Below are 18070 nucleotides of genomic sequence, written 5' to 3' on the forward strand. Positions count from 1 at the left end.
CCGATGGACCCCTGCGGGTCGGAAGCCGATATTCGCGCGGTCAGGGTGTTCGGGGCGTTGCGGGATAGATGGTTATCCCTTTTTTGATCGTTTCCGTGACGGCGATCGAGGCCAGCGAGTCTACCGGGGCCGTGAGCGGGTCCTGATCGAGAACGACAAGATCAGCTAATTTGCCTGGTTCGATGGATCCTCGGGTTGCCTCATCGAAATGTTGACGGGCGGCGTCGATGGTGACCGCTTCGATTGCCTCCATCGGCGTGACGCGCTCCTGCCATCCCAAGGTCTGGCCGCTGCGGGTTTTTCGATTCACCCCGGTCCAGATCAGTCGCATCATGTCGGGGGGCACCACAGGGCTGTCGTTATGGAAGGTATAGCGGAGGCCTTTTTTGCCTGCGGTGTTCGCCGGGCTGATCTTTCGGGCGCGTTCGTCGCCCAGAACCGAGTCGCGATGCCAGTCCCCCCAGAAGAAGGTATGCGCGACGAAGAAGGAGGGAATCATGCCAAGTTCCACCATTTGGTCGAGTTGGTCTTCGCGCACAGTTTGCGCGTGGATCATCACCGTTCGATGATCTTTTTCCGGTCGGGTCTCGGCGACCGCGGCGACGGCAGCCAGCAACTGATCTGCAGCCGCATCTCCATTGGCGTGGGCGAGAAGCGGCCAACCCTTTTCAGCGAAGACAGCCACATACTCGGCGACGTCGTTATCAGGCATGGCGGGGTAGCCCCGATATTCCGGGTCCAATCCGGGAGGAGCGACTTCGTAGGGTTTTGTCAGAAAGGCAGTTTTCCCCTGAGGTGATCCATCGAGAATCATTTTGACGCCTCCGATCTTCAGGCCGTTTTGATAGGTGCCCACGGGTTGGTCGCCAATCGAGTCGACAGCGGTTTCCCAAAGGGGGAAAGCGACGACATCGATCTTGAGCATTCCGGCTTTGGCCGCTTGCTGCAGGGTTCGCAGGCCGGCTGGATCGGTCGCTCCGTCCTGCGCGGTCGTGATTCCATGACGCGCATAGGTTTGCTGGACCGCGATCAACGGCAGGAGTGCCTGCGGGCCATCCGCAGTTGGTAATTTTTCGAGGAGGAGACGAATGGCTGACTCTTCGAGGACGCCGTCGGGCTCGCGGGAGCCTGGTTTACGTCGAATGATGCCTCCTGCTGGATCTTCGGTATCCGCTGTGATCCCCGCGAGTTCCAGAGCCTTGCTGTTGGCGGCGGCGAGATGCAGCGAAACATGCAGGGCGACCACGGGCCGTTCCCGGGAAACGGCGTCGAGTTCCTCGCGCGTTGGATGTCTGTTCTCTGCGAGCAGTGAGTCGTCGTAGCCAAAGCCGATCACCCAACCGGTCGCCTTGGTCATCGGGGACTCGACCTGCGCGCGCATCTCGCGTTGCAGATCGGGAATATTGCGCACCGCACCGACCGGTGCGGAAGCAATATTGCGCATGAAAGTCATCTGCGCCTGCATGCTGAAGTGGCCGTGGGCGTCGATGAAACCGGGCAGGACGGTTTTGCCATCCAGAACCTCTACCACTGTGGTCGGACCGCTCAGCGCGAGAATCTCTTCGTTGGTGCCGACGGCAAGAATCTTCCCGTCGCGAATTGCGATCGCCTCGGCTCGGGGTTTCTGGGGGTCGACGGTGATCACATTGCCTTGCGAGAGGATTCGATCGGCGGTCTCTGCCGCCGATGCGGGGCACGCCAGAACAAGAGCGAGAAAGACGAGATGGGCATTGCGCAACATTTTGGACTCCGTCGAGGTTGGCTTGCGAACCACGTTGGCAAAGGGAGTGCCCGAAAAAGAAAAAGGGCAGCGGAGTGATGCTCCGCTGCCCCTGTCTTTCTGGATCCTCCGAAGTTGGCGGATCGCTCAGGAGGCCTTCTTGATCTCCGTGTCGATGATGCCTTTGTAGATTTCAAAGGATCGACCCTGAGGCTTTTTGCCATTGATGAAAAAGGTCGGCGTTCCGCGAACGCCGGCCGCAGATGCTTCCCGCATTTCGGTATTGACCTGATCCTGAGTGGATTTCGCGGCCATATCCGTCTTGAACTGTTCGACATCGATACCGATGGTTTCGGCGTACTTCGGATACTGGTCATCGGCGAGCGTCTTGTAGTTCTCAAAGATGATATCGTGCATTTCCCAGAACTTGCCCTGCTTGCCCGCTGCGATCGAAGCGAGTGCCGCCGGCATCGCCTGCTTGTGGAAGCCCAGCGGGAAGTTCTTGTAGACGAGCCGAACGTCGTTCGGGTAGGCCTCGACCAGTTGGTCCATCAAGCCTGTCGCACGGGCGCAGAAGGGACATTGGAAATCCGAGAACTCGACAATTGTGACCTTCGCGTCCTCCGGACCTTTCGAGTACGAGTTGCCCACCGGAATCTCGTAAACCTTGTTCGGATCTTCTTTGGGTCGACCCGGCCGGGCGGCGGGTGCTGCGGCTTTGGCAAGGATGTCCTTTTGGCCTTTCGCAAGAGCTGCGATCGCTACAAGAACTTCCTTCTGCTGCTCGGCGACCTCTTCGACGCGTTCTTCCAACTGTCGAACGTCTTGAGGTGTGGCGCCACACGCGGCGAGGGTGAAAAGAGATACGACAGCAATGGCTGTCGTGATGCTGAACTTGGCTTGCATGAATTCCTCCGAAGGGCCCTGCTCGCGAGGGCCGTAGAAATTGGTAGATAAGCCACAACTCTGTGAGGCTCGGCCTTGCTTGTCAAGCGAGTTAACGTCAACAACGACCAACTTGTTTAGCGAATATGAAAAGAAGCTGCGCCGGACGTGCCTTCGTGGCAGGCTATCGGGGATGCCCTTGCGAGATACGCAAATCGCTCTGTTGGCGGTGCTTTTCAGCCTGATGGGCGGTTTTCGAGCGGGCGCAGCCGAGACGGGCTACGCAGGTTCGGAAAGCTGTCGCCCGTGTCACCAGGGCTCGTTTGCGGCCTGGCGTGGCTCGGACCACGACCGGGCGATGATGCCGGTGACCGAGCCCGGCGCGATTCTGGGTGATTTCTCGAACGTTCGCAGGCGTTTTGGCGAGGTTGAGGCTCGATTCTTCCGCGAAGGTAATGCTTACCGGGTGGAAATCTCGGAGGCCGACGGCACGCGTCGGACCGTCGAGGTTTTGCACGCATTCGGTGTAGATCCCCTCCAGCAGTATCTGGTGAGCACCGGCAAGGGCCGTTTGCAGGCGCTGACGCTTGCCTGGGACAGTCGCCCGCAAAATGAAGGCGGACAGCGTTGGATCAGCCTTCAGACCGACGGGGAGGTCCCCCCGGGCGATCTTATGCATTGGGAGGGTAATGCTTTCCGGTGGAACCAGATGTGCGCGGACTGTCACTCGACAGCACTTCGCAAGAGTTATCAGGTGGATGCCGATCGCTACGCCACGACTTATAGCGATGTCGATGTGGGTTGTGAGGCCTGTCATGGCCCCGGCGCCGAGCATATCCGTCGCGCCGAAGACGGAGACCCGACCGGCCTCACGCTGCGGCTGATCGGTCGGGGTACCTGGGTTCCCGAGGAGGGCGGGCCACAAAAGATAGCTGCGGCAGAGGCGGCGACCGGCGGCGTGTCCGAGATTGAGGTCTGCGGGCCCTGTCACGCGCGGCGCTCTCTGATTGGCGATCCGATTGCCGGCCATGGAAGTTTTCTTGACGCCTACCGTCCGACGTTCCTCGAGGCCGGCCTCTATCAACTCGATGGCCAGATCCTTGACGAGGTCTATGTCTACGGATCGTTTTTGCAGAGCAAGATGTTTGCTGCGGGTGTCACCTGCAGCGATTGCCACGAGCCGCACAGCCTGAAGTTGCGCGCCGAGGGGAACGGGCTTTGCATCAACTGTCATAATGAGGCTGTTTTTGATGCGCCGGCACATCATTTCCACCCCCAGGACTCGCCTGGTGCGCAATGTGTTTCCTGCCATATGCCGGAGCGAACCTATATGCGTGTGGATGGGCGTCGGGACCATGGTTTCCGAGTGCCCCGGCCTGGTCTGGCGCATGAACTGGGCACATCGCTGGTATGTCTTGATTGTCATGCGGATCGCGATGCGCGATGGGCGGATGCCGCGCTCTCGAAAAGAGGGAAAAATCCCAAGCCCGGCAAGAAGTTCCCCCGCGCTTTTGCGGCGTCATATGCCGGAGATCCGCGGGCGGCGGGGCTGCTGGCTCAGGTATTGGGGCAACCTTCGGAGAGCGGTATCGCCCGCGGTACCGCAGCGCTGCTCTTGGGTCGCCATCCCGGTCCGGAAGCCCGACGGGGGCTTCGGCAGGCTGCCCGGGATGCCGACCCGCTGGTCCGGCTGGGCGTGGCCTCGGCGCTGCAGAGTCTGCCGGAGGCAGACAGGTTCGCCATCGGTGTGCCGCTGCTCTCCGATCCTCGACTTGCGGTGCGGATCGAGGCGGGGCGCGCGCTTGCCGATATGCCTGCGGCGAATCTTTCGGCTCCCGATCGGCAAGCGTTGCAGGCGGCAAAAGCTTCCTACCGTGAGGCACAGTTGGCTGAGGCCGACTGGCCGCAGTCCCACCTGAATCTGGGAATGCTGGAGGCACGGCAGGGAAATTTACCGGCAGCGCGCGCTCACTACGAGCAGTCGATTCGCACCGGGCCTGATTTCATCCCTGGTTATGTGAACCTGGCAGATACCCTTCGCCTCGAGCAGAAGGAACTCGAGGCGGCCAAAGTTCTGCGCGTTGGGTTGGCAAAGGCACCGGGGCATCCAGACCTTCGTCACGCTCTCGGTTTGTCGCTGGTGCGGCAGGGCGACCCGGCGTCGGCCTTGAACGAACTGCGCGAAGCGTCGATCGGAGCGCCGGAAAATGCCCGATATGCGTACGTATATGCGGTTGCCTTGCATTCTTCCGGGGATGGATCTGCGGCGCGCGCCGTCTTGCAGGGGGCGCTCTTGCGCCATCCTGTCGATCCGATGCTCCTGCCGCTGGCCCTGTCTTTGAGTCTGGAGCAGAACGATCGCGCTTCTGCGCGCTCATACGCCAGGCAGTTGCTTGCTCTCGATCCGGAAAACACCGCAGTTGCGCAACTGGTGCGCCGGTTGGAAGACTGAGACTTCGAGGTCGGGAACTTGGAGATGCCGGTTGTGAGGAAACTTGAGTTTGGCGGCGCCGTGCCGGGCATGGTTTTGGTTCTCGTCCTGATGAGCGTCGATTCGTCGGGGGCGAAATCCCTCGAAGCTGACCCCTCGAGTGCGCCCCCGGCAGTCGCGTCGGGGGAGATAGCGGAAGAGGCGAGCCCGGCGGTCGAGAGTTCCGACGCGATTGAGGTGCTGGTTGTTACGGGCTCGAAATCGCCTCAGCCTCTCGAGCTCATGCCGGGCAGCGTTGACGTCCTCACCCGCGCGGAGATCGAGGCTTCGCGAGCGGACGGCGTTGTGGAGCTCCTGCGTCAGCTCCCGGGTTTGCATATCGAGCAGGCCGGCACGCGAGGCAGTCTCGCTTCGATCTATATGCGTGGTTTGGATCCCAACCACACACTGGTCCTGATCGATGGCATCGTGGTGAACGACCCGACCAATGCACGCGGCGGTTCCTTTGATCTATCGACCCTCGACGTGCTGAACCTCGAGCAGATCGAAGTCGTGCGAGGCCCGGTTTCGGCCGTACACGGCTCGGCGGCGATGGCGGGCGCGATCAATATTCGGACCCGCGGCGGCAAGGGCCCGGATGAGGCTCGCTTTGATATCTCCGGGGGGCGCTGGGGTTACCATCGCCTGATGGCCAGTGTGCGAGGCAATCGAGGGCCTGTCGACCTGGCCATCGCGGGCTCCTATGTCGAGGAGGGGGTGCCCAAGGAGCTCGGAGGGTATCGGGGCGGGAGTGTGGTCGTCGGCGGCGGGGTCGAGCTTCCTCGGGCTGGCGAGGTCCGCGCGACGCTGCGTTACGGAGATTCGCGATCGCAGGCCTATCCGGTCTTCAGCGGCGGCCCGCAATACGCCGAGCTGGTCGGTCAATTCGAGTCCCGCAAAGTGGAGGAACTCGATTTTGGCGCGACTCTCGAGCAACCCCTCACCGAGGATTTCAATCTATCCTTCTGGGTGACGACCACCCAGCGAAAAGAATACCTGACGTCGCCGGGGGTTCCTTTCGATGTGCCTGGTGAGCCCGGCACGCGAACTCGCTTCGGGCGCACCTCGCTGACCGGGAGTGCGACTTGGGAGCCCCTCGAGGGTCTGACCCTCACGACCGGGGGGGACGGGGTCTGGGAGGACGGTTCCTCCTCGGGTGATCTCGAGTTTTTCGGGGCGATTCTGCCGGGTACGATCGACTTTCGGGAACGCAGATTTGTCGGGGCACCTTTTGTCGAGGGCCACTGGGCCTCCGATTTCGGACTGGTCCTGCAGGCAGGCGTGCGCGTCGATATCCCCGATGATTTCGATTCCCGCTCGTCGTCACGCGTTGGGGGATCCTGGGCCGTGGCCGAGACCGGACTCTCGGTGAACGCCAGCTGGAGCGAGGGTTTCAAACTCCCGAGTTTCTACGCGTTGGGGAACCCGCTGGTGGGGAATACGGATCTGGTGCCGGAAACCAGTCAGGGCTGGGATGCCGGAGTTGGGTACACGCTTTGGCAGGATCGTCTGCAACTATCTTTGACATACTTCACGATCGGCGTTCGAAACCTGATCGATTTCAACTCGGATACCTTTCAATTACAGAATTTATCCCGTGTGAATTCCGAGGGCGTGGAAGGACAGGTGCTCTTGTCGCCCTCGGAGACATTGTCCATCACCGGTCATGCAACGTGGAATGATGTGCGGGAACAGGGGGCGGGGGTCCAACTCCTGAATCGTCCTCGTTGGCGTGGTGGCCTCGGGGTTCTCTGGCAGCCCGTCCCGCCGCTCGAGGTCCGGCTTCAGGCACTTTTTGTAGGCCCGTTGCGTGCAGAATCAGTGCCGACCGGAGTTGTCACGCTGGCTGGCTACCAGCGGCTTGATCTGGCGTTTTCCTGGCAATTGCTGAGCTGGCTCGAGGGATATTTGGCGATCGACAACCTTCTCGACCAGCCTTATCAAGAGCAGGTGGGTGTCCCGACTCCGGGAATTCGGCCTAGAATTGGCTTCCAGATGGAGATTTTCTGAGCTTGATGATGAGACCCGAGCGGAATTTATTGGGTGACTGTTTCGCCCATTGCAACGGATTTCAGAAAAAATTGAGGAAAACGTTGATGTAGGGGTTTTCCCCAACTATTCAGCCTTTCGTTTATCATGGTAGCAACTGCGTATCCTAAAAGTTTTCCGCGTTGGGTCCGTTAGTCCAAACAGACTTCCCGGGAAAATTTGAAAAAGGCTTCAAGCATTGAAGATCACTGAAACGAAAATCGATGAAAGACCGCTGCAGCAGGCGGGGGGATCTATCATGAAGATATTTGGCAATGGTTTCTACCAGACATTCGGGGCTTTTATCCTGGCCTCCTCATTGATCTGGGTTCCTCAGGCCGAGGCGGCCCCGCAGAGCAAGGACCAGCAGAAGTGTCTGAGTTCGATGGGCGGCTATGTCACCCGGATCGACACGACGCAGATTCGCGCCAATCAGACCTGCGTCAAGACCGAGGGCAAGGGCAAGCTCGACACATCCGTCGCGGATTGTCTGGTCGCTGACAGCGGCGGGCAGATGCAAAAGTTGTCCGACAAGATCACCGAGGCCCAGACCGATCCCGACCGCGGGAAATGCATTGGTGCCGCCGTGCCGGACTTTGGCTACGTGCCGACCGGAGCCGCGATGGTCGCAGCAGCGCAGCCCCCTCAGGTGGCTTTCATTGCTGCGGTCTACGGGGATGACCCTGAAAGCGTGATCGTCGATTCCAGCGATCGCGCGAATCGTAGCCAGGCTCTTTGTCAGGCCACAATCGAAAAATCGGCGAACAAGATCGTTGCCTCGGAAGTGAAATCCTTCAAGTCCTGCATGACTCGAGGCCTGCGTTCTCGCACGGCTCCCATCAGCGACGCGACAGAACTTGCAGCCTGCAGCAGCGATGCGAAACTCATCGAGAGGTCCGATAAGGATACCACCAAGCTGGTCGACCAGATCGGCAAGAAGTGCACCGAGAAATCCGTGGACTGGGCAACAGTCGTCGGCGGTGATTGTGCTTCGGAAGCTACACCCGCAGCCTATGCGTCATGTATTCAGACCAAGGCGAGCTGCGCGGCCTGCGAAATTATCAACGGCGGCTACGACCTCGCGATCGATTGCGACCTGCACGATAACGGAGCTGCCGACGGTTCCTGCGGAGACGTTCCTTCCACACTGGGTGCGTTTGTCGACGGGCCTGTCCTTTTCTGATCAAAATCCAATCCCCTCGGATTTTGGAAAAGAGCGCGGTTCATCCCGCGCTCTTTTTTTTTGTGAAACCAGATCCATTCGGCCCGGAAGGTATGAAGCTCAGGGGGCGCCGGCTGGGGGCGGGACTGGCGGTTTGGATTTCGATATGGAATTGAAGTGCATGTCCGCGCGTTCGTGTTGTGGGCTGCATCCATCATCATGAAAAGGAGAATTTTCGATGGCTCTTGATCCGAATGCCGTAGGCCAAACCGGTGAAACGCAACGACGTAGCTGGACTTCCAAGGATTCGCTGCTCTACGCGGTAGGGGTGGGGGCCGGAACTTCCGAGCTTGCCTTTACCACGGAAAATACCAAAGACGTTCCGCAGAGGGTTCTGCCGACGCAGGCTGTGATCCTGGGCGGTGGCGGTGCCCCCATGAACAAGATCGGGAAGTTCAATCCGGCCATGCTCGTGCACGGCGAGGAAGGCATCGAGCTCTTCGATGAAATTCCGCCCGAGGGAGAGATCGAGAGCACAGGCCGAGTCAAGGCGATGTGGGACAAGGGCGAGGGCAAGGGCGCTGTTGTGGAGCTCGAGTCCGAGTCCATCAACGTTGCGACCGGCAAGCCATTGCTCAAGGTTTTCATGTCCCTGTTTATCCGGGGCGAAGGCGGTTTCGGCGGCGAGCGAGGCGGCTCGGAGAAGGTCGTCTTTCCGGAGAGGAAGGCTGATCACGAAGTCACCTACACGACTCGTGAGGATCAGGCGCTGACCTACCGTCTCTCGGGCGATCGCAACCCGCTGCATTCCGACCCTTCGTTTGCAGCGATGGGAGGCTTCGACAAGCCGATTCTGCACGGCCTATGTACCTACGGGTTCTCCGGACGGGCCCTGCTCCATGCTCTGTGTGGAGGCGATCCCTCCAAGTTTGGCTCGATGTATGGCCGATTCTCCAAGCCCGTGCTGCCGGGGGACGCTCTGACCATCGCCATGTGGGAAGACGGCGATCGGTTCCTTTTCCAGACCAGGAATCAGAACGGGGACACCGTAATCGATCAGGGCCGCTTCACGCGTCGCTGAGTCCTCGTTTCGGACGAAAAAAAACCCGTCAGGCACCAAGCCTGACGGGTTTTTTTGTTCATTGGCCGGCGCCTAGCCTCTGTCGAAACGTTTTCGGGCGGCCGTGGCGATCAGGTCAGCTGTGCCGTCGATGCCAAAGGTGGCCGTATCGATGCAGATATCGAAGTCCTGCGGCCGGATCTGGTCGATCCCGAAGTCCTGTTTCAGGAATTCGAGCCGGCTTTTTTCTTCCATTTCGAGGATCTTCTGGACGTCGGCCGCATCGATTCCGGTCTTTTTTGCGTGCCAGTCGACACGGTCGGCCAGTGGTGCGGACAAAAGCACCCGAAGCGTGGTCTCCTTGGGCAGAATGAAGGCCGAACCGCGACCGACGATGACCGCGTTTCCTCGATGTCCGATGTGGCTGACAACGTTGACGAGATCCTTGAGATAGTCACTTTCATTAAAGGATTTCGAGCTGAAACCGTCGAGAATATGACGCTCGATAGCCGTTCGGAAATGCTCATCGAGATTCGCGACCAGGCTCTCGCGGATATTTTCTTCTTTCGCGATTTCCTCAACGATTTCCTTGTCGAAAAAGCCGAAACCAAGGAGTTCCGAGACTTTTTTCCCGATTACGGTGGCTCCCGAGCTGGGCAGGCGATGGATCGATACCGTCGGTCCTTCCTGCTTGCCCTTGGCGGCAAGGCGCTCTTTTTCCCAGAGCCCTACCTGAGCATCAACGAGTTGCTGGATGTTGTGAACGGCCATGGTTCCTCCGGTTCTTTCGGTGCTGACTGGCGGCTCTGATGCCGCGGACGAAAAACCTAACAAGGGAAGCCGGATTTCGCATCCGCGCAGCCGTGCTAGAATTTGAGCCAGCCATGCCGACTTTTCGATTCGATCTGCGCACCCTCCCGCCGGAGGCCGAAGCCTTGCGGGGCGAGGTTAGAGAATTTCTTGCGACGAACCTGAAGGACTTTCCCCCTGAGGGCCGAGCTCGCACCTGGTTTGGTGTCGACCATGCCTTTACCCGCAAGGTGGGGGAGCGGGGCTGGATCGGGATGACCTGGCCTCGAGCATACGGCGGTCAGGAGAAAAGTTTCCTCGAGCGATTTGTCGTCCTCGAGGAGATGTTGGCCGCAGGCGCGCCGGTGGCCGCCCATTGGATGGCCGATCGGCAAAGCGGTCCCTTGCTGCTGCGCTTTGGCACCGAGGAGCAGAAGAAGCGGATTTTGCCGGGTATCTGCCGGGGTGAGACCTATTTCTGTATCGGCATGAGCGAACCGGACTCCGGGTCGGATCTTGCCAGCGTGCGCTCGCGCGCCGAGAGAACCTCTGATGGTTGGCGTCTGGAGGGCACGAAGTTATGGACGAGCGGTGCGGCGACAGCTCATTTCATGGTGGGTTTGTTTCGCTCGGGTACCGAAGCGGAGCGGCAGGCGGGTCTCTCCCAATTTCTGATTCCAATGGATACCCCCGGGATCGAGGTCCGACCGATTCGTGACCTTTCCGGCAGTGAGCATTTTTGCGAAGTTCATTTCACCGATGTCGAATTGCCGCCGGATGCGCTGATCGGAGAAGAGGGCAAAGGGTGGCCGCAGGCGATGGCCGAGCTGGCCTATGAGCGAGCGGGCTCCGAGCGATATCTGTCTTGTCATCCGCTGATGGAAGAATTGGCTCGAGAATTGGGGCCTGCCCCCGATGTGCGGGCCACGGTAGCCATGGGTCGGCAAATCGCCTGGCTGTCCACCATGCGGACCATGTCGACCTCGGTGGCCAGCTTGCTGGCCGCCGGCGAGAATCCTGAACTCGAAGCGGCCGTGGTCAAGGATGTGGGTGCGGTCTTCGAGCAGGATCAACCGGGGATCGCACAGGAACTTCTGCCGCTGCCGCCGAGCAGGGACCCGGAGGCGAAGGTATACCAGAAGATGCTCGCCCATCTGGTGATGAATGCTCCTTCGTTCTCCTTGCGGGGCGGTACCCGTGAAATTTTACGAGGGATTATCGCTCGTGGATTGGGGCTACGATGAGTGACAATCACCCGATGCTGGCGGAGGCTGCAGAGCGCTTTTTCAGCGCGAAGGTCGACCAGGAGGCAATTCTCGCCTTCGAGGAGTCCGGGCTGGATCACACCCTCTGGGCTGCGGCCCGAGCGCTCGGCCTGTCGCGCCCCGGCGAGAGTGTTGACGCGGGTGAGGGGTGGCAGGCGAGTGAAATCGTGCTCCGAGCCGGAGGTCGTCATGCGGCGCCGATGCCTCTGGCCGAGGAAGTTGTTGCCGCGCAGCTCGCGTCCGCCGCGGGGATTTCTCTGCCGCCTGGGTCGGTCGGGGTTGGTCTTGCCTGCCGGCCGGCCGAGGATCCGGGACTTTGGGCCTGCGACGCCCCCTTCGGACGTGACCTCGACCATCTTCTCGTCGTCGGTGGCGGGGGGGATGGCTTGGAACTTCGGCTGCACGCTTGTACGGGAGCACCGCATGGCTCGGGCGAAAATGTCGCTGGAGAACCGCGCGACGTCCTCCTGGTCGATCCGCAGTCAGCGATCGAGAACAAGGTCGTCGATCTTCCCGAAGATGTTCTTACCACTTTGCTGGCGGCAGCGCGGACCTCGCAAATGGCTGGCGCACTCGAGACGATCCTCGCGCTTTCGGTCGCTTATGCTCGCGAGCGGGAACAATTCGGTCGCAAGATCGGCAAGTTTCAGGCCGTCCAGCAGCAACTCGCGGTCCTTGCCGGGCAGGTCGCGGCCGCAGGGGTTGCGGCGGCCGATGCGGCGCGTGCGCTGGATCAAAGGGGGTTGCCGGCGGCAAAGTTTGGTTCGCCCGAGGATCCCAGCTTCGAGATCGCTGTGGCCAAAGTAGTGGTGGGCGAGGCCGCGGAGTTCGGCCCTCGAATTGCGCACCAGGTTTTGGGCGCGATCGGCTTCACGCACGAACATCGGCTACAGTTCTTCACGCGCCGGTTGTGGGCATGGCGGGCCGAATGCGGCAGTGCCGCTTTTTGGGCAGAACGATTGGGCCGCTTTGGTCTTGCTACGGAGAACGGCGGATTGTGGAAGATTCTGACGGATCGATCGGGCCCGGCGTAAGAGACCAAGGGCCCGCGGGATTGAGACCGGCGGCGAAAACAAGTTAAGAAAGCCTATGGGCGTTGGGCGACTTGAGGGTAAAAAAGTCCTGATCACCGGTGGAGCGTCCGGGATCGGTCGGGAGACCGCGGAACGCTTCACATCCGAGGGGGCTCAGGTGGGTTTGATTGACCGCGAGGGCCCCGCTGTAGCCTCCGTCGGCAGCGCGCTGGAGGCGCCGTCGCAGGAAGCCGACCTGACGGATGCCGTCGCTGCCGAGGGCGCCGTCAGGGCGATCCACGAGGCGCTAGGCGGTATTGACGTGTTGGTCAATAACGCCGGGGTGGGGTCTGTTCGTCGATTGCACGAATATTCCGTGTCGGAATGGGATCAACTGGTCGCAGTGAATCTGAATGCTGTTTTCTACGTGCTTCGTCCCGCTCTGCCCCTGATGTTGGCGGGCGATGGTGGTGTGGTGATCAACAATGCCTCCGGGAGTGCGGTTCGGCCGACACGCGGTGAGGCCCCCTATGCGGCGGCCAAGGCGGGTCTGGTTGCGCTTACCAGCAATATTGCGCAGGAATACGGCCCTCGAATTCGCGCGAATTGCGTCTCCCCCGGGGTGATTCGAACCCCGATGTCGGAAACACTTTTCTCCGCGCCGCAACTCCTCGAACCCTTTCTGGACGCCAACCCGGCCGACCGCGCGGGAACCGCGTCTGACGTGGCGAGCCTGTTCGTATTTCTTGCGTCCGATGAGTCGAGCTATCTGAATGGACAAAATCTCGTTCTGGATGGGGGTGGCGGTCTGGCCCAACCCGGAATCGATGATGTTTTACGGTTTGCTGTTCCACCATTGGAGCCCCGAAAAAAGGATTGAAAATGTCGCTTTCGTACGATGAATCTATCGCTCAAGCTACGGCCCCCGGAACCCTCTTCGAAATCGAGGATATCAAAATTCGGGGCCAGGATTATCGATGGTTCAAGAACACCCCACCGAACCTGAGGGGGCTGTTTGATGTCGCGCGTCTGCGCGGCGACGACGACTTTCTGGTCTATGAAGATGAGCGCTGGAGTTTCGCGCGCACCATGGAGCACGTCGATGCGTTCGGTGCCTTGTTGGTCGAGAAGTACGGAGTGAAAAAAGGCGATCGCGTGGCCATCGGAATGCGGAACTTTCCGGAATGGATAACTGCATTCGCCGGGATCACCTCGATTGGTGCGATCGCGGTTTTGGTGAACGCATGGTGGACCACGGACGAGTTGCAATATGGACTGTCCGATTCGGGAAGCTCGGTGCTGATCTGTGATGAGGAGCGGATGCGGCGCGCCGAAACGGTGATCGGTTCTCTGGGCGTGAAGGGGATCGTGGTTCGTTGCGAAACTCCATCTCCGGGGTTTGACCGATTGACGGATGTCATCGAGCTCGGGCAACCGCTCCCTCAAGTGGAGATCCTCCCCGACGACGACGCGACGATCCTCTATACATCGGGGACAACCGGCTACCCCAAGGGCGCGGTGTCGACGCAGCGAGCTGTCCTCAGCGGTTTGATGGCTTTTGCCTGCGGCGCGACGGCCACGGCTGCGCGCAGGGCGCGGCCATCGGATTCACCGGCACCGGAAAGCACTCTTCCGGCTCCGTCCTGTTTCATTTTGATTGTGCCGCTTTTCCATGTGACGGGCTGTGTCGCGGTCATGCTGAGTTGTTGGCTCGGTGGTTCTCGTTTGGTCATGACTTATAAATGGGAACCCGAGCGAGCGCTGCAGTTGATCGAGCGGGAGAAGGTGACGCATTTCATCGGTGTCCCCACCCAGAGCTGGGACCTTCTCGAGTGCGATAAATTCGATGATTATGACACCTCGAGTTTGACCAATGTGGGCGGCGGCGGCGCACCGGCTCCGCCGGAGCTGGTGAAGAGAATCGATGGCTCCTTCAAAAAGGGTCGTCCCGGGATTGGCTATGGTATGACCGAGACCAATGCCTACGGGCCGCAAAATAGCGGCGACGATTATTTGCGCAAGCCGACGAGCGCGGGACGCACGGTGCCCATCGTCGAAATGGCGGCCATGGACGCAGACGGCAACAAGTTGGGCGTCGGTGAGGTCGGCGAGCTTTGCTTCCGTGGGCCCAACTTGATTCGGGGCTATTGGAACAAGCCGGAGGCAACGGCGGAAACGATCGTGGACGGGTGGCTGCGCAGCGGCGACATCGGGCAGATCGACGAAGAGGGATTCGTCTACGTGCAAGACCGGGCCAAGGATATGGTCTTGCGTGGCGGCGAAAATATCTACTGCGCGGAAGTGGAGGCTGCGATCTATGAATTTCCGGCGGTTTATGAGGCGGCGGTCTTTGGCCTGCCGCACGAGCGCCTTGGCGAGGAAGTCGCTGTGGCAATCTACCCGCGGGAGGGTCAGGAATTGGATACCGACGCCTTGCGCACCTTTCTCGGCAAGACCCTTGCCAGTTTCAAGATCCCGGCGCACGTCCATATCGCCTCGGAACCGCTTCCAAGAAACGCTTCCGGCAAGATTCTGAAACGCGACCTGCGCGACCTGCTGCAGGCCCGGAGCGCATGATCAAACCTCGAATGCGACGACTACGAGCCAAGACGGTTGTTCTTGGCGCCTTCTTGCTTATGGCCGGGGCGGTGGGTTGTTCGCAAACACCTCGTGGCCCCTGTGAGGCGGGTGTGCCTCTGGGGACGATTTGTGGTTTTTCCAATCCCGAGGACGTCAGTTGGTCTCGCGAAAACGCGGCATTGATCGTCAGCGAGATGGCACGCCCCGGGACGCCGGGTGCTCTGGCACTCTACGCCCCCGAAGGGAAGGCCCCGCGTCGCCTCTGGCCGACGGGTCGGGCAGGGGAGTTCGATCGGCGCGAGGGCGTTGGCGCGCCGGATTGTCAGCCGCCGAAGGCTGAAATTTTCGCGCCACATGGGATTCATGCCACGACCGACGGTCGATTGTACGTGGTGAACCACGGGGGGCGTGAGTCGGTAGAGATCTTCTCGCTTGGAGGAAGCGCGGGTACGACCCGCGCTTCCTGGCAAGGTTGCATCGAGCTTCCGGCGGGCACTTCGGGAAATGACCTGACGGTCGCGAGTGATGGCGAGGTGATCGTCTCCAACTATATGTCCTCCATGGATTCGCTTTGGGCGAATCTCCGCGTCGGTTTTGGTTTGCCGACGGGAGACATTCTTGGATGGGTTCCGGACGCAGGTTGGCGACACCTGCCGGGCACCGAGGCCAGTGCCCCGAATGGTGTTGCCGTGAGTCCCGACGGGCGGAATTTGTTCTTTGTTGAGACCGGCGGACGACAGTTGGTTCGTTTGCGACGCGCTGACGGCGGCGCCCGCGTCGAGGTCGCGATCGACGGAGCACTCGATAACCTCTCCTGGACCCGCCGCGGTAACCTTCTGGTCGCCTCTCACGATTCGGTCTCGGCGTTTCTCGGTTGTGTCACAGCAGGAACCTGTCGAGCGCCCTGGTCCATCTGGGAAATCGATCCCGATACGCTGACCGTACGCCGGATCTTTCAGCACGACGGCTCGATTGTCGGCGCGGTGGCTTCCGCAGCCGAGGTTGGGGATCAAATCTATCTCGGTCCCGTTTTTGGCGACCGGATCGGCGTATGGCAACGCCCGCGGCCCTAGCGGCAGGGGGCGGGTCGGGAGAGGCTCAGCGGCGCAGTCGGTTGCTGCCCAGGCGAAGAGCATCGATGACCGCATTGCGTAATTCGCGCGGGTCGATGATATCGTCGTAGCCAAACCTTTCCACCAGAGCCCAAGGCCCGGCGGCTTCACGTGCTTCCACCTCCGCCTGAGCTTCCTCGGCGAGACCCGCAGATCGTCCACCGCTGGCTGCCGGCATGGCGCCGAGGGTGGCTGTTGGCAGCGCGAGACAGGTCGTCTGCCGGTCGAAGGGGTTCTGGCCCATGATCGTGGTTCCGAAACCGAATGCCTTTCGGATGGTGATGTGGATCTTGGGCGATTGAAGTTTTCGTTGCGCGGCGAACATCCGTCCTCCCCAGCGGAGAATCCCCGCTCGCTCGGATGCAGTTCCGGCCATGAGGCCCGGGTTGTCGGCGAGAAAAAGGAAAGGCAGACCAAAAGCTCCAGTGTGCTCGATGAAATGTGCGCCCTTGATGGCCGCATCGGCATCGATGGCACCGGCGCGTATCGCCGGATTGTTCGCGACCACGGCCAGCGGTGTCCCACCGACAAAAGCCAGTCCGGTGACCAGCGAAGCACCAAAGTCGGGTTGGACTTCAAAAAAACTGTCGCCGTCAGCGATCAGCGAGATCACGCCGCGAATGTCATAGCCACGGCGATCGTTCACGGGGATTTTGTCGAGAAATTTCTCCAGCCGAGCAGGTTCGGTTTCCACGCCGGAGCGGGAGGGCAGGGCCCCATTGGCGTCGGTGGGGAAATAGCTCAGGTACTGACGCGCCATCCGGATGGCATCGTCGTCGTCCTCTGCCAGATTTTGGATGACGCCGGAGGTCTCGAGTGCGACCTGTGGGCCACCGAGTTCTTCCTTGGACACCACTTCGCCGGTCCCTGCCGCGACCAGAGGTGGGCCTGCGGTGAAAATGGCAGAGGCGGGTGTCATGATCGAGAAATCCGAGAGCGGCGCAGTCAATGCACCGTGGCCGGCGGATGCGCCGAGCACCAGGCAGACCATGGGAACCCTGCCCGAGAGGTCGGCCAAAGCCAGGAGGTCGTTGGGGACCCTGCCACCGCCTTCTTCGGCGAGTCGGTGGCCTGCGCCATCGAGCAGAAATACCAGAGGATGCTTTTCCTGTGCGGCGAGATCGGCGATGCGGAGGCGCTTCGCCATGGAGGCGGCGCCGATCGAGCCGCCTTGCACGGAGAAGTCCTCGGCGCCCGCGAGCACCACGCGACCGTCAATCGTTCCGGATCCGCAGACAAGAGCATCGGCCGGTGTATCGAGTCCACCCGCAAGACCGCCGATCTCGACAAAGGTTTCCGGATCAAAAAGGCTCTCGAGGCGAGCGCGTGCATCGAGTTTGCCTCGCGCGGTGATCAGGCGGGCCACGCGATCCTCGCCACCGAGAGCCTGTGAGGCCTCTCGTCTGGATTCGAGCTTCTCGATCAGTATTTTCCAGGAGCTATCCATGATTTGTCATCTCGCCTTCTTGTTCTCCAGCGGTGGCGTCCCTTGCCGCATATCGGCCCCCGCGGCGGCATCTGCTGTGCGCTCTGTCGCGAAAGCGTCCGCGGCAACAGGAATCTCCGAACTCCTTGCGAGAACGCTCGTTGCCCGTCGCCATCAAGAGAACTATTGGTTTTTCAGTATTTCGTTGCCCGACCGTTCAGTGGCCTCAGCGTCGTTCTAGCCCTTTCCAGCGACTGATTCGAGAATTCCGCAAAGATCGGACTTGAAGCACTGATGAAAACCCTAGAAAGTCTAGGAACGAGAGGCGGCTTTTCGCTGTCGTGAGGATATCAATGGAGAAATTCATGTTCGGATGGGTCAAAAAATCAGCTTTGGTCACGGCAGCAAGTGTCGCTTTTCTCTGGTTGGCGTTTCCGGCCGCCAACCTGGCACGAGCTCAGGATGGCGACATCGGTAATCTGGGGATTCCTTCCGGAGGCTCGATCCAGAGCGGCGTAGGTATTGTCTCGGGTTGGAAATGCACCTCGAACGGCCTGACC

14 protein-coding genes are annotated in these 18070 nt (G+C 60.5%); 10 read left to right on the forward strand and 4 right to left on the reverse strand.

What is annotated here, in order from left to right:
• Positions 1 to 40: 40 nt before the first annotated feature.
• Together P8K07_08010 and P8K07_08015 are read right to left on the reverse strand one after the other, a co-directional pair.
• Positions 41 to 1741, reverse strand: coding sequence for an amidohydrolase (locus P8K07_08010; GenBank protein ID MDG1958469.1), 1701 nt, complete (start codon positions 1739 to 1741; stop codon positions 41 to 43).
• Positions 1742 to 1867: 126 nt separating this feature from the next.
• Entirely contained in the window at positions 1868 to 2626 is a 759-nt protein-coding gene (locus P8K07_08015) for a thioredoxin domain-containing protein (GenBank protein MDG1958470.1), read from the reverse strand.
• A 172-nt stretch (positions 2627 to 2798) separates the two neighbouring features.
• Between P8K07_08015 and P8K07_08020 the strand changes: the two genes are divergently transcribed.
• The 4 genes from P8K07_08020 to P8K07_08035 all read left to right on the forward strand — a co-directional run bounded on the left by P8K07_08020 (position 2799) and on the right by P8K07_08035 (position 9346).
• A complete protein-coding gene (locus tag P8K07_08020; GenBank protein MDG1958471.1) occupies positions 2799 to 5057 on the forward strand; it encodes a multiheme c-type cytochrome in 2259 nt (752 codons plus the stop codon).
• Positions 5058 to 5090: 33 nt separating this feature from the next.
• Complete coding sequence (locus tag P8K07_08025) at positions 5091 to 7085, forward strand: TonB-dependent receptor (protein MDG1958472.1); 1995 nt, start codon at positions 5091 to 5093, stop codon at positions 7083 to 7085.
• A 277-nt stretch (positions 7086 to 7362) separates the two neighbouring features.
• Positions 7363 to 8286 carry a hypothetical protein gene (locus P8K07_08030; GenBank protein MDG1958473.1) on the forward strand — a complete coding sequence of 308 codons (924 nt, stop codon included), beginning with the start codon at positions 7363 to 7365 and terminating at the stop codon, positions 8284 to 8286.
• Positions 8287 to 8503: 217 nt separating this feature from the next.
• Positions 8504 to 9346 (forward strand): MaoC/PaaZ C-terminal domain-containing protein, encoded by an 843-nt coding sequence (locus P8K07_08035; GenBank protein MDG1958474.1) that lies wholly within the window; start codon positions 8504 to 8506, stop codon positions 9344 to 9346.
• 72 nt (positions 9347 to 9418) lie between these two features.
• On the opposite strand, the gene P8K07_08040 is transcribed toward P8K07_08035, so the two are convergent.
• On the reverse strand, positions 9419 to 10096 hold the full coding sequence (locus P8K07_08040; protein ID MDG1958475.1) for a cytidylate kinase-like family protein: 678 nt from the start codon (positions 10094 to 10096) through the stop codon (positions 9419 to 9421).
• Between the two features lie 113 nt (positions 10097 to 10209).
• Between P8K07_08040 and P8K07_08045 the strand changes: the two genes are divergently transcribed.
• Genes P8K07_08045 through P8K07_08065 form a run of 5 tightly spaced genes read left to right on the forward strand, consistent with a single transcriptional unit; the run spans position 10210 to position 16045 of the window.
• Complete coding sequence (locus tag P8K07_08045; GenBank protein ID MDG1958476.1) at positions 10210 to 11358, forward strand: acyl-CoA dehydrogenase family protein; 1149 nt, start codon at positions 10210 to 10212, stop codon at positions 11356 to 11358.
• Entirely contained in the window at positions 11355 to 12413 is a 1059-nt protein-coding gene (locus P8K07_08050) for an acyl-CoA dehydrogenase family protein (GenBank protein MDG1958477.1), read from the forward strand. Before P8K07_08045 ends, P8K07_08050 begins: the two co-directional genes overlap by 4 nt.
• A gap of 55 nt (positions 12414 to 12468) precedes the next feature.
• Positions 12469 to 13272, forward strand: a complete 804-nt coding sequence (locus P8K07_08055) for an SDR family NAD(P)-dependent oxidoreductase (protein ID MDG1958478.1) — start codon at positions 12469 to 12471, stop codon at positions 13270 to 13272.
• A 2-nt stretch (positions 13273 to 13274) separates the two neighbouring features.
• A complete protein-coding gene (locus P8K07_08060; protein ID MDG1958479.1) occupies positions 13275 to 14969 on the forward strand; it encodes a class I adenylate-forming enzyme family protein in 1695 nt (564 codons plus the stop codon).
• A complete protein-coding gene (locus P8K07_08065; GenBank protein MDG1958480.1) occupies positions 14966 to 16045 on the forward strand; it encodes an LpqB family beta-propeller domain-containing protein in 1080 nt (359 codons plus the stop codon). The genes P8K07_08060 and P8K07_08065 overlap by 4 nt, the downstream gene beginning before the upstream one ends.
• A 25-nt stretch (positions 16046 to 16070) precedes the next feature.
• Here the strand turns inward: P8K07_08065 and P8K07_08070 are convergent, their stop codons facing one another.
• The gene (locus P8K07_08070; protein ID MDG1958481.1) at positions 16071 to 17531 is read right to left on the reverse strand and encodes a carboxyl transferase domain-containing protein; all 1461 of its coding nucleotides are present in this window, start codon (positions 17529 to 17531) and stop codon (positions 16071 to 16073) included.
• A 332-nt stretch (positions 17532 to 17863) separates the two neighbouring features.
• Between P8K07_08070 and P8K07_08075 the strand changes: the two genes are divergently transcribed.
• Positions 17864 to 18070 (forward strand): hypothetical protein (locus tag P8K07_08075; protein ID MDG1958482.1); only part of this gene is annotated, 207 nt, incomplete at its 3' end.

The organism is Candidatus Binatia bacterium, assembly GCA_029248525.1.
GTDB lineage: Bacteria > Desulfobacterota > Binatia > UBA12015 > UBA12015 > UBA12015.